Source organism: Janthinobacterium sp. BJB426 (assembly GCF_002735705.1).
In the GTDB taxonomy this organism is placed as follows: Bacteria; Pseudomonadota; Gammaproteobacteria; order Burkholderiales; family Burkholderiaceae_D; genus Janthinobacterium.
In genome coordinates, this window is the sequence record NZ_PDZL01000005.1 from 325,632 (window position 1) to 349,484 (window position 23,853).

The 23,853-nt window shown below is 62.6% G+C and carries 24 protein-coding genes and 2 pseudogenes; 18 read left to right on the top strand and 8 right to left on the bottom strand.

The genetic code is table 11. From position 1 onward, the window contains the following. Nucleotides 1-75: 75 nt before the first annotated feature. From hemF to CSQ93_RS11385, 9 genes are all read left to right on the top strand, one after another. Entirely contained in the window at nucleotides 76-990 is a 915-nt protein-coding gene (hemF, locus tag CSQ93_RS11345) for an oxygen-dependent coproporphyrinogen oxidase (RefSeq protein WP_099378125.1), read from the top strand. Next, the gene (gene nadD, locus CSQ93_RS11350) at nucleotides 987-1,658 is read left to right on the top strand and encodes a nicotinate (nicotinamide) nucleotide adenylyltransferase (protein ID WP_267891647.1); all 672 of its coding nucleotides are present in this window, start codon (nucleotides 987-989) and stop codon (nucleotides 1,656-1,658) included. Before hemF ends, nadD begins: the two co-directional genes overlap by 4 nt. Continuing rightward, nucleotides 1,659-2,348: a ribosome silencing factor gene (gene rsfS, locus CSQ93_RS11355; RefSeq protein ID WP_099378127.1), complete on the top strand. Its 690-nt coding sequence runs from the start codon at nucleotides 1,659-1,661 to the stop codon at nucleotides 2,346-2,348. A 6-nt stretch (nucleotides 2,349-2,354) separates the two neighbouring features. Then, nucleotides 2,355-2,825, top strand: a complete 471-nt coding sequence (gene rlmH, locus CSQ93_RS11360) for a 23S rRNA (pseudouridine(1915)-N(3))-methyltransferase RlmH (protein WP_099378128.1) — start codon at nucleotides 2,355-2,357, stop codon at nucleotides 2,823-2,825. Between the two features lie 8 nt (nucleotides 2,826-2,833). Continuing rightward, a complete protein-coding gene (locus CSQ93_RS11365; protein ID WP_099378129.1) occupies nucleotides 2,834-3,454 on the top strand; it encodes a Maf family protein in 621 nt (206 codons plus the stop codon). 43 nt (nucleotides 3,455-3,497) lie between these two features. Continuing rightward, nucleotides 3,498-4,961, top strand: a complete 1,464-nt coding sequence (gene rng, locus CSQ93_RS11370) for a ribonuclease G (RefSeq protein ID WP_034747098.1) — start codon at nucleotides 3,498-3,500, stop codon at nucleotides 4,959-4,961. A 19-nt stretch (nucleotides 4,962-4,980) separates the two neighbouring features. Then, nucleotides 4,981-5,832 (top strand): retropepsin-like aspartic protease, encoded by an 852-nt coding sequence (locus tag CSQ93_RS11375; RefSeq protein WP_158301199.1) that lies wholly within the window; start codon nucleotides 4,981-4,983, stop codon nucleotides 5,830-5,832. A gap of 5 nt (nucleotides 5,833-5,837) precedes the next feature. Next, nucleotides 5,838-6,623 (top strand): AraC family transcriptional regulator, encoded by a 786-nt coding sequence (locus CSQ93_RS11380; protein ID WP_099378131.1) that lies wholly within the window; start codon nucleotides 5,838-5,840, stop codon nucleotides 6,621-6,623. Between the two features lie 73 nt (nucleotides 6,624-6,696). Then, nucleotides 6,697-7,320 (top strand): LysE family translocator, encoded by a 624-nt coding sequence (locus CSQ93_RS11385; RefSeq protein ID WP_099378132.1) that lies wholly within the window; start codon nucleotides 6,697-6,699, stop codon nucleotides 7,318-7,320. 21 nt (nucleotides 7,321-7,341) lie between these two features. Here the strand turns inward: CSQ93_RS11385 and CSQ93_RS11390 are convergent, their stop codons facing one another. Together CSQ93_RS11390 and CSQ93_RS29435 are read right to left on the bottom strand one after the other, a co-directional pair. Further along, nucleotides 7,342-7,674, bottom strand: a complete 333-nt coding sequence (locus CSQ93_RS11390) for a DMT family transporter (protein WP_099378133.1) — start codon at nucleotides 7,672-7,674, stop codon at nucleotides 7,342-7,344. A gap of 188 nt (nucleotides 7,675-7,862) precedes the next feature. Next, nucleotides 7,863-8,030, bottom strand: a pseudogene (locus CSQ93_RS29435) (SDR family oxidoreductase); the annotation flags it as partial. A gap of 198 nt (nucleotides 8,031-8,228) precedes the next feature. Between CSQ93_RS29435 and CSQ93_RS11400 the strand changes: the two are divergent. Continuing rightward, the gene (locus CSQ93_RS11400) at nucleotides 8,229-8,822 is read left to right on the top strand and encodes a TetR/AcrR family transcriptional regulator (RefSeq protein WP_233516139.1); all 594 of its coding nucleotides are present in this window, start codon (nucleotides 8,229-8,231) and stop codon (nucleotides 8,820-8,822) included. A gap of 73 nt (nucleotides 8,823-8,895) precedes the next feature. Here CSQ93_RS11400 and CSQ93_RS11405 read toward each other — a convergent pair whose 3' ends face one another. Beyond that, nucleotides 8,896-9,435 carry a hypothetical protein gene (locus tag CSQ93_RS11405; RefSeq protein WP_099378134.1) on the bottom strand — a complete coding sequence of 180 codons (540 nt, stop codon included), beginning with the start codon at nucleotides 9,433-9,435 and terminating at the stop codon, nucleotides 8,896-8,898. Between the two features lie 73 nt (nucleotides 9,436-9,508). Next, on the bottom strand, nucleotides 9,509-10,534 hold the full coding sequence (locus tag CSQ93_RS11410) for a LacI family DNA-binding transcriptional regulator (protein ID WP_099378135.1): 1,026 nt from the start codon (nucleotides 10,532-10,534) through the stop codon (nucleotides 9,509-9,511). Nucleotides 10,535-10,740: 206 nt separating this feature from the next. On the opposite strand from CSQ93_RS11410, the pseudogene CSQ93_RS11415 reads away from it, so the two are divergent. The 4 genes and pseudogenes from CSQ93_RS11415 to CSQ93_RS11430 all read left to right on the top strand — a co-directional run. Next, a pseudogene (locus CSQ93_RS11415) lies at nucleotides 10,741-11,979 on the top strand (malic enzyme-like NAD(P)-binding protein); the annotation flags it as partial. A gap of 251 nt (nucleotides 11,980-12,230) precedes the next feature. After that, nucleotides 12,231-13,442: an O-antigen ligase family protein gene (locus CSQ93_RS11420; protein ID WP_099378137.1), complete on the top strand. Its 1,212-nt coding sequence runs from the start codon at nucleotides 12,231-12,233 to the stop codon at nucleotides 13,440-13,442. 50 nt (nucleotides 13,443-13,492) lie between these two features. Then, nucleotides 13,493-15,226 (top strand): lipid A export permease/ATP-binding protein MsbA, encoded by a 1,734-nt coding sequence (msbA, locus tag CSQ93_RS11425; RefSeq protein ID WP_099378138.1) that lies wholly within the window; start codon nucleotides 13,493-13,495, stop codon nucleotides 15,224-15,226. A gap of 35 nt (nucleotides 15,227-15,261) precedes the next feature. Next, nucleotides 15,262-16,362 (top strand): glycosyltransferase family 9 protein, encoded by a 1,101-nt coding sequence (locus CSQ93_RS11430; protein WP_099378139.1) that lies wholly within the window; start codon nucleotides 15,262-15,264, stop codon nucleotides 16,360-16,362. A 15-nt stretch (nucleotides 16,363-16,377) separates the two neighbouring features. Here CSQ93_RS11430 and CSQ93_RS11435 read toward each other — a convergent pair whose 3' ends face one another. The 4 genes from CSQ93_RS11435 to CSQ93_RS11450 form a co-directional block, all read right to left on the bottom strand. Further along, nucleotides 16,378-16,989 (bottom strand): response regulator transcription factor, encoded by a 612-nt coding sequence (locus tag CSQ93_RS11435; protein WP_099378140.1) that lies wholly within the window; start codon nucleotides 16,987-16,989, stop codon nucleotides 16,378-16,380. Next, nucleotides 16,976-18,571: an ATP-binding protein gene (locus tag CSQ93_RS11440; protein ID WP_099378198.1), complete on the bottom strand. Its 1,596-nt coding sequence runs from the start codon at nucleotides 18,569-18,571 to the stop codon at nucleotides 16,976-16,978. The genes CSQ93_RS11435 and CSQ93_RS11440 overlap by 14 nt, the downstream gene beginning before the upstream one ends. A gap of 117 nt (nucleotides 18,572-18,688) precedes the next feature. Then, entirely contained in the window at nucleotides 18,689-20,077 is a 1,389-nt protein-coding gene (locus tag CSQ93_RS11445; protein ID WP_099378141.1) for an ATP-binding protein, read from the bottom strand. Next, nucleotides 20,074-20,760 (bottom strand): response regulator, encoded by a 687-nt coding sequence (locus tag CSQ93_RS11450; protein ID WP_099378199.1) that lies wholly within the window; start codon nucleotides 20,758-20,760, stop codon nucleotides 20,074-20,076. Before CSQ93_RS11450 ends, CSQ93_RS11445 begins: the two co-directional genes overlap by 4 nt. Nucleotides 20,761-20,917: 157 nt before the next feature. On the opposite strand from CSQ93_RS11450, the gene CSQ93_RS11455 reads away from it, so the two are divergent. From CSQ93_RS11455 to CSQ93_RS11470, 4 genes are all read left to right on the top strand, one after another. Further along, nucleotides 20,918-21,739, top strand: coding sequence for a MipA/OmpV family protein (locus CSQ93_RS11455; protein ID WP_158301200.1), 822 nt, complete (start codon nucleotides 20,918-20,920; stop codon nucleotides 21,737-21,739). A 103-nt stretch (nucleotides 21,740-21,842) separates the two neighbouring features. Beyond that, nucleotides 21,843-22,382: a universal stress protein gene (locus tag CSQ93_RS11460; protein WP_099378143.1), complete on the top strand. Its 540-nt coding sequence runs from the start codon at nucleotides 21,843-21,845 to the stop codon at nucleotides 22,380-22,382. 54 nt (nucleotides 22,383-22,436) lie between these two features. After that, on the top strand, nucleotides 22,437-23,435 hold the full coding sequence (locus CSQ93_RS11465; RefSeq protein ID WP_099378144.1) for a VirK/YbjX family protein: 999 nt from the start codon (nucleotides 22,437-22,439) through the stop codon (nucleotides 23,433-23,435). 133 nt (nucleotides 23,436-23,568) lie between these two features. Next, the gene (locus CSQ93_RS11470) at nucleotides 23,569-23,799 is read left to right on the top strand and encodes a DUF6139 family protein (RefSeq protein ID WP_099378145.1); all 231 of its coding nucleotides are present in this window, start codon (nucleotides 23,569-23,571) and stop codon (nucleotides 23,797-23,799) included. The last annotated feature ends 54 nt before the right edge of the window (nucleotides 23,800-23,853 follow it).

Consider the following 23,853-nt stretch of genomic DNA (forward strand, 5'->3'; position numbering starts at 1 on the left):
CCGCCCTATCACAAAAACGCGTAACAGGGTACAATCCGTCCTTACTTTTTTATTTCGGCCTCGTCGGCCCACGCGATGTCGTCAACTCCCTCTCCTTCGGCCGTCAAGGCCTATTTGCTCGATTTGCAAAGCCGTATCGTGCAGGCGCTCGAAGCGCAGGACGGCAAGCCCTTCCTGACCGATGCCTGGCAGCGCCCCGAGGGCGGCGGCGGCATTTCGCGGCTGATCGAGGAAGGCAATGTGTTCGAGCGGGGCGGCGTGAATTTTTCGCATGTCACCGGCGCCGCATTGCCGCCATCGGCAGCGGCCGCGCGCCCTGAACTGGGTGGCAAGGCGTGGGAAGCGATGGGCGTGTCGCTGGTGCTGCATCCGCGTAATCCGTATGCGCCCACGGTGCACATGAATGTACGGTTCTTCACCACCGTGAATGCCGATGGCGCACCCGTATGGTGGTTCGGTGGCGGCATGGACCTGACGCCGTATTATGGCGACGCGGACGACGTGAAGCACTTTCACCAGGTGTGCCATGATGCGCTGGCGCCATTTGGCGAGGAGCTGCATCCGAAGTTCAAGCAGTGGTGCGACGATTATTTCTACCTGAAGCACCGGCGCGAAGCGCGCGGCGCCGGTGGCATTTTCTTCGACGATTTCAATGCCCTGGGCTTTGACGACAGCTTTGCGATGATGCGCAGCGCCGGCGACGCCTTCATCGACGCGTATGTACCGATCCTGGCGCGCCGCAAGGATACGCCCTACGGCGAACGCGAACGCGATTTCCAGTGCTACCGGCGCGGACGTTATGTCGAGTTCAACCTGGTGTTCGACCGCGGCACCCTGTTCGGCCTGCAGTCGGGCGGACGCACCGAGGCGATCCTGATGTCGATGCCGCCCGTGGTCAAGTGGCGCTACGACTGGCACCCGGAAGCGGGCAGTCCCGAAGCGGCGTTGTATACTGACTTCCTCGTGCATCGCGACTGGCTTCAGGCGTGAACCCAGGCAGCAGGGCATGCGTGGCGCTGCTGGGCGGCAGCTACGATCCGGTGCATATGGGCCATGTCGCGCTGGGCACGCATTTTTCCAGCCTGCTGCACGCCGATGAACTGCGCGTGATTCCGGCCGGCGCGCCCTGGCAAAAGGGCAATCTGGGCGCCACCGGCCAGCAGCGCGCCGAGATGGCCGGCCTGGCGTTTACGGGCCTGCCCTTGCCGGTCGTGATCGACCGCCAGGAAATCGAGCGCAGCGAACTTGGCCAGGCCAGCTACACCATCGATACCTTGCGCCAGGTACGCGCCGAGCTGGGTGCGCGCGCTTCCATCGTTTTCCTGATGGGCGCCGACCAGCTGCAGCGGCTCGCGACATGGCGCGAATGGCAGCAATTATTTGAATACGCGCATATCTGCGTCGCGGCCCGCCCCGGCTTCGCGCTGAATGACACCGCAGTGCCGCAAGTGGTCGCCGAAGAATTTTCGCGCCGCCTGGGGTCACTGGACAGCATCCGCAACACGCCGCACGGTCTGACTTATCTGGCACAGGACTTCGCGGTGGATATCTCCGCCACCGAAATACGTGCGGCATTACAACGGGGGAATCGGGCAAACTCGCTTGTTTCCCCGCTAGTGCTAGACTATATTGAACAACATAATTTATACAAAAGCTAAATGGACATCAAAAAACTGCAAACCCTCGTCGTTGACGCCCTTGAAGACGTCAAAGGCCAAGACATCGCCGTCTTCGAAACGAGTCACCTGACCAGCCTGTTCGACCGCATCGCGATCGTCTCCGGTACCTCGAACCGTCAAACCAAGGCGCTGGCCGCCTCGGTGCGCAACAAGGTCAAGGACGCCGGCGGCGACATCATCGGCATGGAAGGCGAGGACACCGGTGAATGGGTGCTGGTCGATCTGGGCGACATGATCGTGCACATCATGCAAGCACCTATCCGCGCCTACTACCGCCTGGAAGAAATCTGGGGCGACACCCCGATCAAACTGGGCGCCGCCAAGCGCGCGCCGAAAAAAGCGGCCGGCGACGAGCCGAAAAAGGTCAGCGGCCATCTGGCAGCGAGCAAGGCCAATGTGGAAGCTTCGCCCGTGATCGAGAAAAAGACACCGGCCAAGAAAGCCACGGCAGCCACCGCCGCCAAGAAAGCCCCGGCGAAGAAAACCACCGCTTCCAAAGCTGTCGGCAAGACCGTGAAAGTCGCGCCAACCAAGACCGAAGCGGCTGCCGTCAAAGCCTTGAAAGCGCTGCCAGAGAAAAAAGTGCGCGCCCCACGCGCGGCCAAGCCGGCAGCCGATGCTGCACCGGCAAAAACCGTGATCAAGCGTATCAAAAAAGTCGAAGCGTAAGCCTCGATGCAGCTCATCATCGCTGCGGTCGGCCATAAAATGCCGGCCTGGATAGAGACGGGCTTCGCGGAATACGCGAAGCGCATGCCGCCGGAATTGCGCATCGTGCTGAAAGAAATCAAGCCGGTGGAGCGTTCCGGCAGCAAGACCGCCGCTACGGCGATGGTGCTGGAACGCGAACGCATCGAAGCCGTCCTGCCCAAGGGCGTGCGCATCATCGCCCTCGACGAACGCGGCAAGGACCTGACCAGTGTCGGCCTGTCGCAGCAGTTGATGACGTGGCAGCAGGATGGCCGCGACACCGCTTTTTTGATCGGCGGCGCCGACGGCCTCGATCCGCAACTCAAGGCACGTGCCGAAGGCATGCTGCGCATTTCCAGCATGACCCTGCCGCACGGCGTGGTGCGCGTGATCCTCGCCGAGCAGCTGTATCGTGCCTGGTCGATCACGCAAAACCACCCCTATCACCGCGTCTGAACTCCCCCATGAAAACGGCTGATCACAAGATCTACCTCGCCTCCAAAAGTCCGCGCCGGCGCGAACTGCTACGCCAGATCGGCGTCGATTTCGAATTGCTGCTGCTGCGCAGCGACGGCCCGCGCGGCGCCGACGTCACCGAGGAAGTCCTGCCCGGCGAATCGGCGCTCGACTATGTTGCCCGCGTATCGAATGAAAAGGCCGCTTTCGCCTGGGACCTGGTGCGCCGCCGCCACCTGACCCCGCGCCCCGTGCTGGCGGCCGACACCACCGTCACCATCGACGGCGTCATCCTCGGCAAACCGGCCGACCGGGCGGAGGCCGTGGCGATGCTGCAGCAGCTGTCGGGCCGCACGCACGAGGTGCTCACCTCGATCGCCGTCCACTACAAGGATTTCGCCGAGCAGCGCATGCAGGTGTCGCAAGTGCGCTTCGGCGTGCTCTCACCCGCCTCGATCGCCGCCTACTGCGCCACGCCGGAACCGTACGACAAAGCCGGCGCCTACGGCATCCAGGGCAGCGCCGCGCTGTTCGTCGAGCACATCGAAGGCAGCCATTCCGGCATCATGGGCCTGCCCCTGTACGAGACGGCGCAATTGCTGCGTGAAGCAGGTTTGCCCCTGCCCTGATCCCGAGTATGATGTCATTCGTTGCCTCCACTCCCGCGCCTCCATGAACGAAGACATCCTGATCAATATCACGCCGCAAGAAACGCGCGTCGCCCTCATCCTGCAGGGCGCCGTGCAGGAATTGCACATCGAGCGCACGCTCACGCGCGGCCTGGCCGGCAATGTGTATTCCGGCAAGGTGGTGCGCGTATTGCCGGGCATGCAGTCGGCCTTCATCGACATCGGCCTGGAGCGCGCGGCCTTCCTCCACGTGGCCGACATCTGGGAAGCGCGCGGTCACGACGGCCAGAACGCCACGCCGGCGCCGATCGAAAAAATCCTCTTCGATGGCCAGGTGCTGACGGTGCAGGTGATCAAGGACCCGATCGGGACGAAAGGCGCGCGCTTGTCGACGCAGATTTCCATCGCCGGGCGCATGCTGGTGTACCTGCCGCAGGACAAGCACATCGGCATCTCGCAGAAAATCGAAAAGGAAGCGGAGCGCGAGCAGTTGCGCGTGCGCCTGCAAAGCCTGCTGCCGCCCGACGAAAAGGGCGGCTACATCGTGCGCACCATGGCCGAGGATGCATCTGATGCGGACCTGAAGGCGGACGTCGACTACCTGCGCAAAACCTGGAGCACCATCACGCACGGCGCGCGCACGCGTCCCGCCACCAGCCTGCTGCACCAGGACTTGAGCCTGGCACAGCGCGTGCTGCGCGACTTCGTCGGCGATGAAACGGCCACCATCCAGGTCGACTCGCGCGAAAACTATGTGAAATTGCGCGAATTCGCGGAAATCTACACGCCCAGTGAGCTGACGCGCTTGCAGCACTACACGGGCGAGCGCCCGCTGTTCGACCTGTATGGCGTGGAAGAAGAGATCCTGCGCGCGCTGGGCCGCCGGGTCGACCTGAAATCGGGCGGTTACCTGATCGTCGACCAGACGGAAGCAATGACCACCATCGACGTCAACACGGGCGGCTTTGTGGGCGGGCGCAATTTCGCCGACACGATTTTCAAGACCAACCTGGAAGCGGCGCACGCCATCGCCCGCCAGCTGCGCCTGCGCAACCTGGGCGGCATCATCATCCTCGACTTCATCGACATGGACAATGCCGAGCACCGCAACGCCGTGTTGGCCGAACTGAAACGCACCCTATCGCGCGACCGCACCAAGGTTTCGGTGAGCAATTTCTCGCCGCTGGGCCTGGTGGAAATGACGCGCAAGCGCACGCGCGAGTCGCTGGCCCACATCCTGTGCGAACCTTGCCCCGCCTGCGCCGGCAAGGGACAAGTCAAGACGTCGCGCACGATCTGCTATGAAATCCTGCGCGAACTGCTGCGCGAGGCAAAACAGTTCAACCCGCGCGAATTCCGCATCCTCGCCTCGCAGGAAGTCGTGGATTTGTTCCTGGAAGAAGAATCGCAGCACCTGGCCATGCTCGGTGACTTCATCGGCAAGAAAATCTCGCTGCAGGTGGAGAATGCCTACCATCAGGAGCAGTACGACGTGATTTTGATGTAGTCCATTGCGCACGCTGACCATGAAAACAAACGCTGCCCTGTGCCTGTTGCTGCTGTGCGCATCGGCGGCCCTGGCCGCTGCCAACGCCACGCTCCCCGTCACCCTCGCCAAGGGTACGCCCGTGGTGCAACTGGAGCTGAACGGCAAGACGCTGCCGTTCGTGCTCGACACGGGTGCAAGCACCAGCCTGCACCTGACGCCGGAGGTCGCGCAATCGCTGCCGGGGCTGGCCTACACGGGCCGGCAACGCAAAAGCATCGACCTGGCTGGCAAGGTTCATGCATCGGACGAATTTCTCGTCCCCGCGCTCACCGTCAACGGCTTGCCATTCGCTGCCATGCAAGGCGTCATTCTGACGCCATGGGGCTTGTCGCTGGGCGAGCAAAAGGGCTTGCCGGCAAATATGTCCGTGCTGGGATTGAACTTTTTTGCTGGCAAGCGGGTCGTGTTCGACCTGCCAGCAGGCACCCTGCAGATCAGCGCCGGCGATGGCGCCGCGCCACCTGCCGGATGGCTGGCAGTGCCATATGAGCGCATCGATGAAGGTTTGCTGCTGCATCTGGCCGACGGCAAGAAAACCTATCGCCTGGTGCTCGACACGGCCGCCTCCATTTCCATTATAAAAAGTTCGGCAGCCGAAGCGTTTTCTCGCGTGGAAAAATGCGCTTTCAAGCTGGGGCCCGGGCTTCCCTGCCGCACGATCACACTGCCGCTGCCGGGAGGAAAAAGCATCTCGCCCCTGTTGATGGCGTTGCCGGATGAATTCAAGGCAGATGGCATATTGGGCACGGATTTCTTCAGGCAAATGCCTGTGCTGTTCGACCTGCAGCATCAAATGCTGTATTTGCGCCCGCCCGCGCCGGCTGCTTGACGCCTATGTACGCAAGCAATAACACCACTGCCTTCTGGCGCGATCCGGCTCTGCCCCACGTGGAAAGCCGGCGCGCCTGTAACAGCCGCGCGTGCTACAAGCCGCACAGTCATCCCACGTTTTCCATCGGCGCCGTCGACGCTGGCGGCAGCATTTTTACAGGCAGCCAGGATGGCCAGGCCGTGCTCGCCAATGGCAGTCTGGTGCTGGTGCCGGCCGGCTGCGTGCATGCCTGCAATCCCCTGCCTGACGCCCTGTGGAGCTACCAGATGCTGCATCTCGATGCGCAGTGGCTGCAAGCACACGCGCCGGGGCTCGATGGCGATACGGCGGCGGTGCTGCACTGCCCGCTGCTGTACGCGCAGTTTTGCGCGATGAATGCGCTGCTGTTTTCAAGGGCCGGCGCGGAGGAGAAAAATGCGGCGCTGCTGGCGTTTCTGCGCGCTTGCGTCAGCGCCTGTGCAGACCCGCTGCCGTCGGAACGCAAGCCGGTGCCGCAGCAACTGGCGCCCGTGCTCGAAACGCTGCAGGAGCAGCCCTCGGCCAGCCTGCGACAACTGGCGCAAGCGGCAGGCCTGAGTCCTTATCAATTGATCCGCGCCTTTCGCGCCGCCACCGGCATGACGCCGCACGCCTACCAGTTGAATGCCCACGTCAACCGCGCGCGCAGCCGCTTGCAGGCAGGGACGGCGCTGGCGCAGCTGGCGCATGAGCTGGGCTTTGCCGACCAGAGCCATTTGCAACGCGTCTTCAAGGCGCATGCTGGCATCACGCCGGGGCGCTATCGCTAGCCTGCAATTTTCTTCAATACGCGCCAGCAACACGATTGCATACTCGCCTCCTTATCATTAAGGAGCGCAAGCCATGCAGGACTTTTTATTGATCGTCGCTGCCCACTTTCTGTCCCTGCTGTCGCCCGGCCCCGATTTTTTCCTGATCGCGCGCACCTCGCTGGCCCACGGCTGGCGCGGTGCCGCCGGCACGTGCATGGGCATTACCGTGGCCAATGCCGTGTTCATCGTGGCGGCGTTTGGCGGACTGTCGGTGCTGCGGGCGGGCAGTACGGCATTCATGGTGGTGCGGTTGGCGGGATGCGCGTATCTGCTGTACCTGGGCTGGCTGTTCCTGCGCCACGCGGGCAAGAGCAGCCTGGAAGCCGCGTCCGCCACCGGCAAGGCGCGCTGGCGCGGCGGTGTCGCGATGGGGTTTGTCTCGGCCATCCTGAACCCGAAGAATGCGCTGTTCTACGTCAGCCTGGCCACCGTGCTGGCTGGCAGGCAAACGAGTCCCGCCGCGATGGCGGCGTATGGCGCGTGGATGGTGTTTGCCGTGCTGGCGTGGGATATGGCGGTGGCGCTGGCCATCGGCAGCAGCGCCCTGCGGCAGCGCTTTGCGCGCGCGCTGCCGTCACTGGAACGGCTATCGGGCGTGATGCTGATCGTGCTGGCGGCAGCGCTGCTGGTTGATCTGGGCAGAAGCGCAGCCTGAGCGCCGCGCCCCCGCAGACCGCTAGTGCGATCCGGCGCCGGAAAACAGCTGAATCGTCAGCACGCCCGCGACGATCAGCGCGATACCCAGCATGGCCGCCACATCGAGTTTCTGGCCAAAGACAACATAACCGATGGCGGCAGTCAGTACGATGCCCACGCCGGCCCAGATGGCATAGGCGATGCCTATCGGCAGGGTCTTCAAGGTCAGTGATAGAAAATAGAATGAGATGCCATAACCGAGCACACAGGCAAGCGATGGCCACGGTTTGCTGAAGCCATGCGATGCCTTCAGGGCGCTGGTGGCGCCCACCTCGCCCAGGATGGCCAGGATCAGATACACATAGCTGTTCATGCATCCCCCTTTCCGCCCGCCAACGCTGCCGCCACCAGGGACTGCAGCGAGGTGCTAGGCCTGCCGATCAATGCGCTCAAATCGCGGCTGTCGCCAAGGATATCGCCGTGCGCCACGCCCGCATCGGCACTGGCCAGAGTGGCCGCGACTGCCGGCGGAAATCCATGGCGCGCCAGCGGCCAATGGCCCGGCTGGGCATAATCGGCTTGGTGCACGACGATGCCCAGTTCCCGCAGGTTCCGGGCCGCCGCGGGACGCCGTACGGCGGCCACGATTTGGCCTGCAGGCACACTTTTGAGCAACTCCCCTATTACCAGCCGGCCCAGTTGCCCTGTCGCTCCCGTCACACAGATCATTGTTTTCTCCCAAAAGATTCAAGCCCGCATCGCGCGTCTTTGCGCGTGCACAGGAAATGAATGATCCTATAAAAATCAAAATGAGTCAATATCGATTCATTTTGATTGCATTGGATTCTCCGGCGCATTGCGACTTCGTCTGTCTTGGGCGACAATGGCTATTTGAGCGGAGGACGGTAGGATGAATCAAGCTTGTCCATGGAAAGCCTGCCCATGCAGGGCGTGATCGACGACAAACTGGCCAACGCCCTGGCGCTGGCGGTGGCACGGCACCCCCGAGCCAATCTGCAACAACTCGCCGCGCTGGCGGGCATCAGCAAGGCCACCTTGTACCGCATCGCTCCCACGCGCGAAGCTGTCGTCGCACTGCTGGCGACGCGTGCCAGCGACCATATGCGCAGCGCGCTGGAAAAAGCCAGGCTGGACGAAGCCCCTTTCGCGGCGGCGCTGCAGAGGCTGACCGAAGGCGTCATGCAAGGCAAGGAGTTGTATCTGTTCTGGAGCGCGTCGCTATGGAGCGATTTGCACGATGCGAAAAACGATGAAGTGACGGGCTACACGCCGTCGTTCTACAGTGCGGCGCTGGAAGCGTACTTCCTGAATGGCCAGAAGGTGGGGGTGTTTCGCGTCGACATGTCGGCCAAATGGCTGGCGAAAGCGTATGACTTCCTGCTGTATGCGGCGGCCGAGTCGGCGCAAAAAGGCGAGATTGCCACGGTCGGCATCCCGGCCATGGTAGACCAGCTATTCCTGTCGGGCGCCAGCACCGCGGACGCCCCGCGCATGGGCTGACGAAGGTGCTGCGCCCCTGCGCGGCAAATCAGACCAGGAACATGGCCGGATTGGCAGCACGGGGACTGGAAGTTCAGGCTGGCAGCGGGTCCAGGTAAAACACGGCATACACTTTCAGGGGCGTCGTTTCCGTCGCCTTTTCCGAGCGCACCACGGAGCAGTCGTCGGCAGCCAGGCTGCGCCAGTTCTGGATGCCCGCCTTGGCGAACATCGCGTGCGCTGGGGCATTCGCGGCCAGGTCCAGCACCAGGCAGGCGTTGCGCGGACCGGCTCCGTAGTTGACGGCGCGGATCTCGATGCCGAAGGTCGTCATCCACGGCTCCCACAAGCCTTTTTCCTTGCCGGCGGCCATGCGGTCTAGCATGTCACCGAAGGTCAAGCCTTTCTTGACGGTGCTGCGCAGGGCCTCCAGCGACGGCGCCAGGCGGGGATCGGGCTGCTTGTTACCGGCGCGAATTTCAGCGATCGCTTTCAATTCCTTGATGATGGCCGCATCGCGTTCCGTGTAGTCGCGCATGCGCGCGTAAAACTCGGCGTCGAGGAAGGGATTGACGGTCAGCTTGGCGACGCCCTCTTCGCGGCGTTTTGGGGAAGGCGTGTTGGTTTTGGTCATGGCGATAGAGGGGCAAAATACGTTGAGGGGCGCCAGTGTACCACCTTGCAGCGGCGCGGCCCCAGGCGCGGCCTCAGCCCCGGGGAGCGGCCGTCGATTCGCGCACCACCAGTTCGGGCTTCAGGCGCACGTCGAGCACGGGAGAATCGGGCGAATCGATGGTTTGCAGGATCAGCCGGGCCGCTTCCGTGCCGATGCCGTGGTGGCGGATGCGGATGGTGGTCAGGGGCGGACGGATCATGTCCATGTAGGGCATGTCGTTGTGGCCCACCACGGAAATATCTTCGGGACAACTCAAGCCCAGTTCGCGAATGGCGTCGTAGCAGCCGAGGGCCACCAGGTCGCTGCCCGTCACCACGGCCGTCGTCCGCGGCGACTGGCGCAGCAGTTCCAGCAGGGCCGCCTTGCCGCATTCGCGCGAATAGCCGCTGCTTTCAAACACGAACGCTTGCGAGGGATCGAGTTCGCTGGCCTGGATGGCGGCCAGGAAGCCGAGGCGGCGCACGTGGCCCGTGGACAGGTTTTCCGGGCCGGCGATGTGCGCGATATGGCGGTGGCCCAGCGCCAGCAAGTGTTCCACGGCCAAACGCATGCCGACCACGTCGTCGCTGACGACGCAGGAAGCGACGCCCGTCTCGTCGCTGCGGTTGACGGTGACGACGGGCACGTTCTGGTCGATGCACATCTTGATGACGGGATCGTCGCGGCGCGCCGTAGCCAGGATCAGGCCGTCAACCTGCTGCCCCAGCAGGCGGTTGATGACGAACAGCTGCTCTTCCTCGTCGGCGCCCACATTGGCGACGATGGCCAGGTAGCCATGCTTGCGCAAGCCTTCCTCGATGCCCAGCAGGATAGGCGGGAACACCGCGTTGGTAATATCGGGCAAGACCACGCCGATGATGCGCGACTTGCGCGTGACGAGGGTGGAGGCGGCGCGATTCGGCCGGTAGCCGAGCCGACCCGCTTCGGCCAGCACGCGCGCGGCCACCTCGACGCTGACCATTTGCCGCGTTGCCGGGTTCATCACGCGCGAGACGGTGGAAAAGTGCACGCCGCTGGCCCGCGCGACGTCGCTTAAGGTGGGGTTCTTGTTTGTCATGGGCTTCCCGGATCGCAATGTGGTGATTTTATCGTAAAAATTCCTCTTCCCGTCAAAAACCGAGCAAACGCTTGCATTGAAATAATACCGTCGCCCAAAGCGGTTTTGAGACTCTTAAGTACAATCCAGCCTTGACAGCGTGCAAACGCTTGCATAACATGGCCCGGATTGACCACTCGGGCCTGGTTGCCCTTCCCAGAATTCTTATGTCTACTTCGCACAGCAAGCACGCCGAACAGAACGGCGAAACTTTCAACCTGAAAGAAGCCGCCCTCGCCTATCACGCCGAACCTCGTGCAGGCAAGATTTCCGTCACGCCAACCAAACCGCTGGGCGACGCGCGCGCGCTGACCCTCGCGTACTCGCCAGGCGTGGCCTTCGCCTGCGAAGCGATCGTGGAAGATCCGCGCACAGCCGGCATCTACACGTCGCGCAGCAACCTGGTGGCCGTGATCACCAATGGCACCGCCGTGCTGGGCCTGGGCGATATCGGTCCGCTTGCCAGCAAACCGGTAATGGAAGGCAAGGCTTGCCTGTTCAAGCAATTTGCCGATGTCGATGTGTTCGACATCGAACTGGCCGAGAACGATCCCGACCTGTTTATCGACACCGTGGTGCGCATGGAGCCGACCTTCGGCGGCATCAACCTGGAAGACATCAAGGCGCCGGACTGCTTCTACATCGAACAGCAATTGCGCAAGCGCATGAACATTCCCGTCTTCCACGACGACCAGCACGGCACGGCCATTATCGTCGCGGCCGGCATCCTGAACGGCCTGGAACTGGTGGGCAAAGATATCGGTAACGTCAAAGTAGCCGTATCGGGCGCCGGCGCGGCGTCGATCGCCTGCCTGGACTTGCTCGTCTCACTGGGCCTGAACAAGTCGCTGCTGAAAGTATGCGACAGCCAGGGCGTGATCTACCCGGGCCGCGATGCCAGCATGGAAGAGAACAAGGCACGCTACGCGAATGACACGAGCGACCGCGACCTGGCCGACGCGATGGTTGGCGCCGACATCTTCATCGGTGTCTCGAAGGGCGGCGTGGTCAGCGCGCAGATGGTCGAATCGATGGCCGCCAAGCCTTTGATCTTCGCCCTGGCCAATCCGCATCCGGAAATCGCCCCGGAAAAAGTGCATGCCGTGCGCGACGACGCCATCGTGGCCACGGGCCGCTCGGACTATCCGAACCAGATCAACAACGTGCTGTGCTTCCCGTACATCTTCCGCGGCGCGCTCGACGTGGGCGCCACCACCATCAACGAGGAGATGAAGCTGGCCTGCGTGCGCGCCATCGCCGCGCTGGCAAAGGAACCATTGCCGGGCCATACCACCAGCGCGCTGACGCCGCTGCAACTGATTCCATCGCCATTCGACGAGCGCCTGCGCAGCTGGGTCGCGCCAGCCGTGTCGCAAGCGGCCATCGCCACCGGCGTCGCCACCCGCGTGCCAGCCAACGCCTGAGACGCATGACCGGCCTGCGGGTCTTGGCAAAACAACAGCAAGTTACCATTGCTTACAAAAAAACCATGACTAAAAACCATGGTTTTTTTCATTTCCCCCTTGAGATCGCCCATAGCGTTATCAAAGAGTAAATTTCCTGGAGCGTTTTTGTTGCCACCTTCGATTACAATGACGTCTACTTTATGTTGCTACAGTTGCCATAATGGCGACGACATGCGTTACCAAGGATATACATGCTCGGCTTGACCACTGTTTGTGTTTTTCTCTTTTCGGCATTGGCGCTGGCTGTCACCAGCGGATACTCCCTCGGCGCGCTGGTGCTGTTGCTGGCCAGCAGCTGGCTGCTCTGGAAACGTCCCCGTCTGAACCTGCAACGCCGCGATTACCTGATGCTCGGCACGCTGCTGCTGTACTTCTTCATTTTTACGGCCAATATGTTGTACCACGGCGATCCGGCGCGCGAACTCGACATCCCCCTGCGAGCGCTGCTGGCTGCGCCGGTCATGCTGCTGCTGATTGCCTATCCGCCGCGGCCTGCTGCATGGTGGAGTGGATTGGCAATTGGTGCCACAACTGGCGCTGCGCTGGCCTTCTCGCAGTTTCTCGCCACCAACGCCACACGCCCACAAGCGGCGACCAGCAATCCTATCCATTACGGGAACGTCAGCATGCTATTTGGCATGCTGGCGTTGTCAGGACTCGGATGGGCCCGTGAGCAACGCCACTCGACCGCCTGGACATGCCTATTGCTTGCGGGCGGCCTGGCCGGCGTTTTTGGCTCCGTTATCAGTAGCAGCCGGGGCGGTTGGGTGGTACTGCCTATCTGTCTCGTGATTATCGCGGTACATCACGCCAAACAGCATGGAAAACGCTACCGGATCGCCATGTTTACCTTGTTGCTTGCAATAATCACAGCGGCCTATGCAATGCCAAGCTCGCTTGTCTACCAGCGCGCGATCATTGCAGTTTCTGAACTGGAAAAATTCGAAAGCGCCGGCGATGCGGCGACATCTGTGGGGCAACGACTGGAGATGTGGCATACCGCGCTGGAGATGTCCAAGCAGAATCTCTGGCTGGGTATGGGGCGCACAGGCTATCTCGCACAAAAGCAAGAGCTCGTGGCCGAAGGAAAGATGAGTACCTCTATCAGCGCTTATACCAACGCCCACAATGACTATCTCGACGCCTTGGTCAAGCGCGGCATCCTCGGCCTGCTGGCATTGCTGGCACTATTTATTGTTCCGCTCACCCTGTTTGGGTATGCTCTGCGCCACAACCTTCCAAGTGCACGGCCATATGCCCTCGCCGGCGTAATATTGTGTACCTGCTATCCTGTTTTTGGCCTGACGACCAGCTCGCTTACCCTGAATATCGGCATCATCATGCTGGTCTTCCCGATGGTGATACTGTGGGCCATGCTGCGTCAGCAGGAACGCATTGCCTGAACTCGTTTTTCGCCTGACCGTTTTTGCTGTCCCTGCAAGGAACCATACCGATGCTCACGCCCGACCTGAAGCGCCTCACCGCACTGCACGCGCCCTACAAGAAACACCTGGCCCTGGCCCTGCTGGCGATGGTCGTCACGGCGGCCACGGAACCGCTGCTGCCGTATGCGCTCAAGCTACTGCTCGACAATGGTTTTGGCGGCAAGGTGAATTTTTCCTTCTGGCTGGTGCCACTGATCGTCATCGGCATCTTTGCCATGCGCGGCGTGTCCACCTTTGCCAGCAGCTACCTGATGAGCTATGTCTCCACGCGCATTCTCAACGAGTTGCGGCGCAGGATGTTCACCAGCATGCTGAACCTGCCCATCGACTTCTACAACACGCACACGGTGGGCAAAGTCATCAACTCCATCATGTTTGAAGTGCAGCAGATCATCGAAATGGTGACCAAGGTGTTTACCTCGATCGTGCGCTCCTCGCTGACCGTGCTGGGCCTGCTGGCATGGCTGCTGTATCTGAACTGGGCGCTGACCCTGGTCACCCTGGTGCTGCTGCCCGTGCTGACCATCGTCGTGCGCACCACGGGCAAGCGCCTGAAAAAACTCAACCGCGACTCGCTGGCCGTCAATGCCGAGCTGACCCAGGTCATCGAGGAAACCACGCGCGCCCAGCAAGTGATCAAGATCTTCGGCGGCCAGGACTACGAGAAATCGCGCTTCGAAGAACGTGCCGAGCAATTGCGCCGCTACAGCATGCGCATGACCACGACCTTTTCCGCCACCGTGCCCATCACCCAGGTGATCACGGCCGCCGCCGTGGCCCTGGTCATCGTGATGGCCCTGTTCCAGTCGGAGCAGGGACAAATCACGGTCGGCGGCTTCGTCTCCTTCATCACGGCCATGCTCATGCTGCTGACACCATTAAAACAGCTGGCCGAAGTCAACGGCCCCCTGCAACGCGGCATGGCCGCCGCAGAGGAAGTCTTCCAGCTGATCGACAAGACGCCGGAACGCACGGGCGGCAAGCCGCTCGCTGGCCGCAGCAGCGGCCGCATCGAGTTCAAGGACGTGAGCTTTGCCTACCCAGGACATCAGGAGCCGGCCCTGCGGCATATCGATCTGAGCATCGCGCCTGGACAAACGGTCGCCTTTGTCGGCATGTCCGGCGGCGGCAAATCGACCCTGGTCAGCCTGCTGCCCGGATTTTACTCCGCCAGCAGTGGCGAAATCTTGCTCGATGGGCAGAATATCGACGCCATCAACCTGACCAGCCTGCGCAGCCAGATCGCCATGGTCAGCCAGCAGGTGGTGCTGTTCGACGATACCCTGGCCGCGAATATCGCATATGGCGATGCGGCGCCGGATCGGCAGCGCATCGAAGCGGCTGCCGCGGCCGCCTTCCTGTCGGACGTCATCGACGGCTTGCCCGATGGCCTGGAAACGCGCTTGGGCGACAACGGCTCGCGCCTGTCCGGCGGCCAGCGCCAGCGCGTGGCCATCGCCCGCGCGATCTACAAGGATGCGCCCATCCTGATCCTCGATGAAGCGACCTCGGCACTGGATACGGAAGCGGAACGGGCCGTGCAAGCGGCGCTGGAACATCTGATGCAAGGTAAAACCACCCTCGTTATTGCGCATCGGCTATCAACAATTGAACGTGCGGACCGTATCGTGGTATTGTCACATGGGAAAATAATGGAAACCGGCAGTCACCAGCAATTATTGGATGCCAACGGCGCCTATGCCAATCTGCATCGCCTGCAATTTTCCCAGCAAGTGGCTTGACACCATCGAATGAATACCTGAAATCGTACTGATACATGACGCCTTTGATTCCCGCCGAACTTCTACAAAAGTCGGACAAAATTCTTTTCATCGCCCATCTGGCGCTGGGAGACTTTACCTACCTGCAAAACGGTTTCCGCGCCTTTGCCGCGGCCTATCCCCATATTCAGATCCACCTGTGGGTCGACGAAGTGCGCCGCACGTCCGACGCGAAACAATGGGAAAGCCTGCGCACCTATTCGCTGTATGACTGGGTAGAGCAGTCTGGCCTGTTCGCCAAGGTGTACCGCAAGACCTACAGCCCGGCGCTATACGAAGAGTCACTGCGCGAAGCCAAGGCGGAACACTATCCCATCGTCGTGTCACTGGCCCACGTACGGCCACAGCAGTACGCGGATCTTGCCCGCGCGATCAGCCCGAACGGGCTGGTGATCGGCACGCGCAAGCCGTTCAGCCCACTGCGCCCCTGGCATTACCTGGCCTATCGCAAAATCGATGCCGTGCTGGCCTCGTATGCGGGACAGGATGCCGGCGAGCACCATATCAGCAGCGTGTACGCGGACTGGTTCCATCAATTGACGGGACTCGACATTCCCGTGGCCGAACGCTATCCCTTCGTGCACATTCCCGAACAGGCGCTGCATCAAGCGCAGGCGCAGCTGGCCACCTGGGGCTTTGCCCCGCGCCAGGGTCCGCTCGTACTCCTGAACCCGTTTGCAAAGTCGCACAAGCGCGGCTGGCCGCTGGAACGCATCGCCGAGCTGATCGCGCGCATGCAGGCGATGCCGAAGTGGAAAAATGCCTGCTTCCTGATCAATGCCATGCCGCAGGAACTGGCCAAGGTCGATGCCGTCGTGCAGGCGCGTGGCTTGCCGCGCACGCAAGCCTTCAGCGCTGTCGACAACTTTTTCCAGCTGCCCGCCATGCTGGCGCAATGCGACCTGATCATTTCGGTGGAAACATCGATCATGCACCTGGCGAACGCCGTGCATGTGCCGGTGGTGGCATTGATGCGCAAGAAGAATCCGGAATGGGCGCCGTTCGACAGCGCCAACAGCACCGTCATCACGGTGGCGCGGCGCAGCGACTGGGTCAAGGCGATTTCAAGCGATCAGGTATTGCAGACCATCGCCTAGACAACGCTGCAGTGGCTAACCGGTGCCCAGCATGCTGATGCGCACCAGGTCGGCCACATTGTCGACGCCCAGCTTGTCCATCAGGCGCGCCTTGTGCACTTCCACCGTGCGCACGGAAATGCCCAGTGCCGGGGCGATATCCCGGTTGTGCTGGCCTGTCACCACCAGATGCATCACTTCCCGCTCGCGCGGCGTCAAGGCGCGCAGCAAGGCTAACCCCTCCACCTGGCGCAGCAATTGGCCGCGCGCATGCGCCTCGCGCGAAAACGCTTCCTCAATGGCGGCCAGCAGCTTGTCGTGGTCAAACGGTTTTTCCAGGAAATCGCTGGCCTGCGCCTTGAAGGCCTGGCGCGCCAGAGTGACGTCGCCATGTCCCGTGATAATAATGACGGGCAGCATGCATTTAAGCTCCAGCAAGCGGCGCTGCAGGCTCAGGCCATCCATGCCCGACATGCGGATATCGACCAGCAGGCAGCCGGCCCACTCTGGCCGCCAGCTGTGCAGGAAATCCTCGCCGCAGGAAAACAGGGCCGTGCGGTAACCGCGTATGCCCAGCAGCAAACCCAGCGCATCGCGCACGGCGGGATCGTCATCCACGATAAACACCGTCAAATTACTTGTCACCATACTCTCCTGTAGCGGCCGCACTGGCGCGCGCCAGGGGCAGGACAAAACGAAAAATGCCATGCTTGCCCACTTCGGCCCATAGCTGGCCGCCATGCGCTTCGACGATGCTGCGGCTGAGCACCAGCCCCAACCCCAGGCCGCTGGCCTTGGTCGAGACAAACGGTTCGAACAGGCGTGCCGCCAGGCTGTTGGAAATGCCGGGCCCGCTATCCTCCACGGACAGGCGCAGCCGCCCGCCTTCGAGCCGCTCGGCCGAGACCGTGATGCGGCGCCGGCCGCGCGGCTGGCCCATCACCGCATCCTGCGCATTGGCCAGTAAATTACGCAACACCAGCTCGATTTGCAGGCGGTCGGCATTGACGGCCAGCGGCGACGGCGGCGCCAGCACCAGCTCGATGCCATGCTCATGGAACAGCGGCGTGAACTGGCGCGCCATGCCCTCGATCAAGGCGCCCGCCTCTACCGCTTCGAGCTGCATCGCGCCCGTGCGGAAAAAGTCGCGCAGGCGGCGCACCACGTCCGCGGCGCGTCCCGATTCCACGATCATGTGCCCCACTGCGCCCTGCAGCAAGGCGCCCGTCTCTCCCCGTTCCAGCAAGTATTCGCACGCTTTGCCATAGGTCGACAAGGCCGTCAGCGGCTGGTTCAGCTCATGCGCGAGCGCGGCCGCCATCTCGCCGGCGGCCGCCAGGCGCATCGTGTGTTTCAGTTCGTCGGCCACCTGGCGCATTTCATCGACGACGATGCCGATAAAAAATCCCACCAGCGCCAGCACGGCATCGAGCAGCTGCAATTCATAAAACTGGATATCGACCGCATGCGTCCATTTCACCAGGGTGATGATGCACAGTTGCAATACAAACACGGCCAGCACGGCGCCATGCAAGCCCTGGCGCGAGGCGGCCCAGATCACGGGGAGAAACAGGAAATAGAAATGCTTGTATTCGGAACGCACGATGGAACCGAAAAGGCTCCACAGCACGAAACTGGCGAGGGCCAGATACGCCAAGGTTTCCCAGCGCCACACGGCGGCATGCAGGCGCTCACGCCCCCGTTCGCTGAACAGCACCCAGATCAGCGGCATCGATACCAGCATGCCGACCATGTCGCCGATGCCGAAGCGCCAGACTGCCGTCCCCCATTCGCCGGCCGGGATGCGTCCCGTCAGCGACAGCAGGGAAATGTAGCCGAGCGCATTGAGCACGGTGCCAAGCAGCACGATGGCAACCCAGGCGCTCAGGCGGCGCCGGTTGTCGAAGATGTCGCTGCTGCTGAAACTGCGGCGCAAGACTGCGCCCATACCGCCATAGCCGAGCACCAGCCACGCCGAACAGAGCAAGGTCAGGGGCAGGCCTGCCGGCATGCCGCGCACCAGCACCTCGCCGGCCACCAGGGCGATAAACCACGGCAGCGCCGCCTTGCGGCCGTGGATCAGCCAAAATACCAGGCCCAGCGCGGGATCCGGATTCCAGGGGGTAATGTTCAGCCCGTACATCGGATCGATATACGTGGCCCAGTCAAATAGCAGATACAGGCCGACAAAGGCGGGATACGGCAGGTAGCGGGACAGGAATGGGCGCATAACGGTGTTTTTTAACTGTCCCGCATTATGCATCGCAAGCGTGCGCCACGCCATGCCATCTTGCGTTATAAGCACATGAAATAATCTTCATGCAATGCCGCAAGGGCGCCAGCGCAGTCAGGCCTCGGCCAGCGGCAAGCGCACCTCCACCAGCAAGCCCAGACCGCCATTGCCTCTGTGCAACTGAATCGTGCCGCCGTGCTGGCGCACGACGGACGCGACAATGGACAAGCCCAGGCCGCTACCCGGCTGCGCCTGCTGCGGCGCGCGGAAAAAACGGTCGAATACGCGTTCATACAGCGCCGGCGCGATGCCCGGTCCCTGATCGGCCACATGCAACACGGCCTGGCCCCGCTCCGCATGCAGCGACACGGTCACGCTGCTGCCGCGCGGGCTGTACTTGATGGCGTTCTCCACCAGGTTGTCGATCAGCGAGACCAGGCTCTCGCGCTGTCCGGCTACGCTGAGCGAGACGCTGGCTTGCAATTCGAGCTCGATATCGCCCGCCTGGGCCAGGCCGGACAGAGCCGCCAGGCGGTCTTGCAGCAAAGTATCGAGCGCCTGCCGCCGCGGCAACTCGCCCCCGCCCGCCTGCACTTCGCTGCGCGTGAGCTGCAGCAGCTGGCCTACCAGACGGGTGGCGCGGTTGCCGCTGTTCAAGATACCGTCCAGCAGCTCTTGCTGGCGTGCATCGTGCGCCTGCCCCTGCAAGGCTTCGACATTCACGCGCATGGCCGCCAGCGGCGTGCGCAGCTCATGCGTGGCGTCGGCGATGAAGCTGCGTTCGCGCGCCGCACTGGCATCGACCCGCTGCAGCAGGGCATTGATATTGTCGACCAGCGCCGCCAGTTCGCCATGCGGCGGCTTGAAGGCCAGCGGCCGCAAATCCTGCGGTCCGCGCGCCGCCACTTCCTGCGCCACCTTGCGCCATGGGCGCATGGCCAGGCGAATCGACAGCCAGGCCGGCACCAGCAGGAACGGCAGGCTGATCAGCAGCGGCAACAGGTAGTAGCCGCGTGAATTGATCGTGATGAAAAATTGCCAGGCACCGCCCACCTCCAGCACCGTCACGCGCGTGGCCCCTTCGGACAGGCTGCGGCTGCGCCAGGCCTGGCCCTTGATATACACCACCTCCATCTGCTCGGGCCCGGCGCTGCGGATGCCGCTGGGCGCTGCGGGGGACTTGTAGACCAGCTTGCCTTCGCGCCAGACGAGGATGCGCGGCGCCAGCTCCGGCACCTGCCCCATTTCAAATTCCTCGCGCAAGGCTTCGTCGATGGCGCGCAAGCTTTGTTCCTGGCGCTGCGGCTGCTCCGCCAGGTTATCGGCCACGCTGATAATGGCGTGCAAGACGCCGCGGCTCACAGTACTCGCTTCGCTCGTTCCCTCGAACAGCACATACGCCACGGCCAGGCTCCACAGCACGGTCAGCATCAGCATTTGCGCCATCATCAGGCGGCGCACCAGGGTGGGCCGGCGCAGCATGGCCCAGAAACGCCCCATCATGCGCCGGCACCGGGCGAAGTGGATGTCTCGCCCTGCTGGTCGATGACATAGCCGACACCGCGCACGGTACGGATATATCCCTCGCCGATCTTGCGGCGCAGGTTGCCCATATGCACATCCAGGGTATTGCTGGCATTCGCCAGCCCGCCGGGCAAGATATGCTCTTCCAGCACGCGGCGCGTGATGACCCGGTTGGCGCGCATCAGCAAGGTCTTCAGCAGGGCATACTCACTGGCCGTCAACTCTACGGGACGGCCATGTACGCTGACCCTGCGCGTGGGCACCTGCAGCAGCAAGCCGCGCAATTCGATGGTGTCGCCATCGAAGCCATAGCTGCGGCGTGCCAAGGCGCGCACGCGCGACAGCAGCTCGGCCAGCACGAAGGGCTTCACCAGGTAATCGTCGGCGCCGCCGTCCAGGCCCCGCAAGCGCTGTTCCAGCGTATCGCGGGCGCTGAGGATCAGCACCGGCAGGCGCGCCGCGCGCAGCCGGGCCAGCAAATCAAGGCCATCGCCGTCGGGCAAGCCCAGGTCCAGCAACACCAGCTCACAACTGTCGTGCTCGATGCTGCGCGCCGCATCCTCCAGGCTGCGCACCCAGACCACTTGCATGCCCTGGTCGCGCAGGGCGATCCGCACGCCATTGCCCAGGTCCATATCGTCTTCAATCAGCAGTATCTTCATGGTGAGTATTAAACCACCGCAAGCTGAAGAATGGGTAAAGAAGCGCTCTTCATACAATCTTAATAAAAGGCTCATTTTTCCTTCATGGCAAGGATGGATACTGTCGGCAGTCAATCGAGCCACTCCGGCCTCGGTTCTCCACCTGACGGAAAACACCATGCACGCACCCACAACCCTGCTGACCGCGCTGGCACTCGCCAGCGGCATGATCCTCAACCCGCTGGCCGCCGCGGCGGCCGAACCCGCTGCGGAAAATGTCTTCACCATCGGCGGCGGCGTCGCTGCCGTGTCCAGCTATTCCGGTGCCGACAAGCTGTCGGCCTCGCCCCTGATCATCCTTGATTACGCCATGGCCAATGGCTTGTTCATCAGCACCTCGCGCGGCCTCGGTTATGGCGGCCAGGCCGGGCCCTTCAGCTACAGCGCCGCGCTGGGCTACCGCGGCAAGCGCGAAGACCACAAGCGCACGGGCATCAACGGCTTCGGCGGCAGCGATTATCTGAAGGGCATGGGCGAAGTCAAGGGCAACGCCAGCGCCCTGCTCAGCGCGGGCTATTCGCCCTTGCCGGGCCTGTCACTGAGCGTGTCGAGCGACATTCCCCTGTCGAATCGCGAAAATGGCGCGAATGTGCATTTCGGCGCGACAGGCCAGATCTATGGCCGGGCCGACGCCAAGGGCGTGCAGCAGGACAGCGTGAGCATCGGCGGCCAGCTGGGCTGGGGCGAGCGCAAGTACGTGCAGACCATGTATGGCGTGACGGCCTCCCAGGCTGCGAATACCTCGTTCAAGCAATACACGCCCAAGGGTGGTTTCTATGAAGCCCAGGCCACCGTCAACTGGGAGCACCGCTTCGATGCGCGCTGGGGCATCAATACCCTGGTCGGCGTCGAGAGCCGCCTGGGTGACGCGGCCAAGAGCCCCATCGTGCAGCGCAAGACCTCCCCGATCGGTGCCGTGTATGTCACCTACCGCTATTAAAACAAGCGCGGCATAAGGGGAACCCGTACGCTGTTTCGCCAATTTACAGGGCGCGGGGGCATGGATAAGATGAACTGGTTTTTCCACCACGGCCACTCCTTCCATGCATGCATCGCGCCTTGCCCCGCAACGCCACCGCGCCCCGGACAGCGCCGCGGGCGCCTGCGGCAAGCCGGGCCAGGATACCTTGCTGCTGCTCTTGCCCGTCAAGCGCGCCAGCGACATCATCTACGGTGCGCGCTACGCCAGGCGCCTGCAGGAATGGGGCATCCAGGTCAGCGTCAGCCTGCTGCACGTGACACCGGCGCCAGCGCGCCGGACAGATGGCTTGCCCCAGCACAGCGCCGGCGCATGCCATGCGCTGGACCTGGCCACGCAGCAGATGATGCACGAGGCGGGACTGTATCTGAGCCGCTCTCAACTCGCCTTCAGCACGCATATTTTTGCCGGCGAGCTGCTGTTTACGATCCTCGATACGGCCGAACTGCTCGGTTGCCACGAAATCGTCCTGCCAGCCCTGCGCCATAGTCCCTGGCAGCGCCGTTTTTCCGGTGCGCTGGCGCGCAAACTGGCGCGCGCCACGCGCAGCGCCACGGTATTGCTGGCCGACACCGACGGCATGAGCGGGCCGCCGCCGGCCTGAAGCGCAGCCAGCACCCTGCGCCAGGCCCATCCACATCCACATGAAAACTCTTTGATGACACAAGCTATTACCCTGCACGCGGGCCTGAGCAATATGCCACCAGGCATGTCCCGCGTACGCGAGCTGCTCAAGCTGCAATTGCGGGCACAGCTGCAGCGCAGGCAGACGCGCATCTGGCTGCAGTTGCTCAATTCCCACCCCGTGTTCCAGGACTTGCTGCAAGCCTACCCGCGCCTGATGCACAAGGTGTACCGCCCTTACCTGAGCACGAACCTGTCATGCCGCCAGCGCGTCGCCTTGCTGGTCGAGCACTATCATTTCATCCTGCAACAAGGCTGGGGCAAGTTGATGACGCAGGCGGCGCGCGCGCCCGTGCGGCTGGGTACCGTACCGGGAAAATCGGGCGCGCCCTACCACCTGCAGCTGTGTTCGCTACAACCGATGGACCGCGAAGGCGAGATGGTCCTGCAACTGGCGCATGGCGATGACGTGATCTACTCGGTCGCGTTTTCCTTTTTCGGTTCCCGCGCGCGCGCCAGCATGGGCGTGGGCATCGGTTGCATCCAGGGTCCGCGCGGCGCGGAAGGCTTGCGCCGCGTGCGCGAGGCAACCCGCGACCTGCATGGCATGCGCCCCAAGGCCCTGATGGTGCGCCTGGTGCGCCAGCTGGGACATGAACATGGCTGCCGCAATATGGTGCTTGTAGGCAACGCCAACCGCGCCGTCCACCATTCCGCAAAAAAGGGCCGGCTGTTCGCCGATTACAATTCCCTTTGGCAAGAACTTGGCGCGCAGGCACGCAAGGATGGCGATTTTGAGCTGCCATGCGAAAACCTGCCCCTGCCTGTCCTGGAAGACATACCCTCGAAAAAGCGCTCGGAAGCACGCAAACGCCACGAACTGACGCTGGCCATGATCAGCAGCCTGCGTAGCGGCCTCGATACCCATCGCAGCCCGGTGCAGGTCGCCTCGGCAGGCGCTGCGACAGCCGCCAACGAGGTACGGCAAGCGGTCGATCTGGATGACGACGACTACGCCTCCGCTGTCGCCTGAGTCCCCTGGCCACCGCGCGATGGCGCTCCTGCGGCACACGCTTCAACCCATGCGCGGCGCAATCCTGTTACGCTAGCACTATCGGCATGCCCTGCGGTGCGCCGGTTCCCCCAACGCTTACTAGGAGGCACTCATGCGCGTAGACATCTACCGCCGGGCCGAGCACGACGGCATTTTTTCCTATCTCGCCGTGCCGGAAGGAAAGCTCATTCCGGAAGAAGTTACCAATACTGACTGGCAGCTGGAAGTACGCGCCAGCGAAGTGGCCGACGATGCCGAGATCTTGCCCAGCTACCATATCGAACAGCCGCACCAGCAGATCGCCGCCAAAGGCTATGCGATCACAGGCCTGAAAGACATGTAAACGAAAAAAGCCAAACCAGCATGTCTGCGGTTTGGCTTTGTTGCCTGCGCCGGG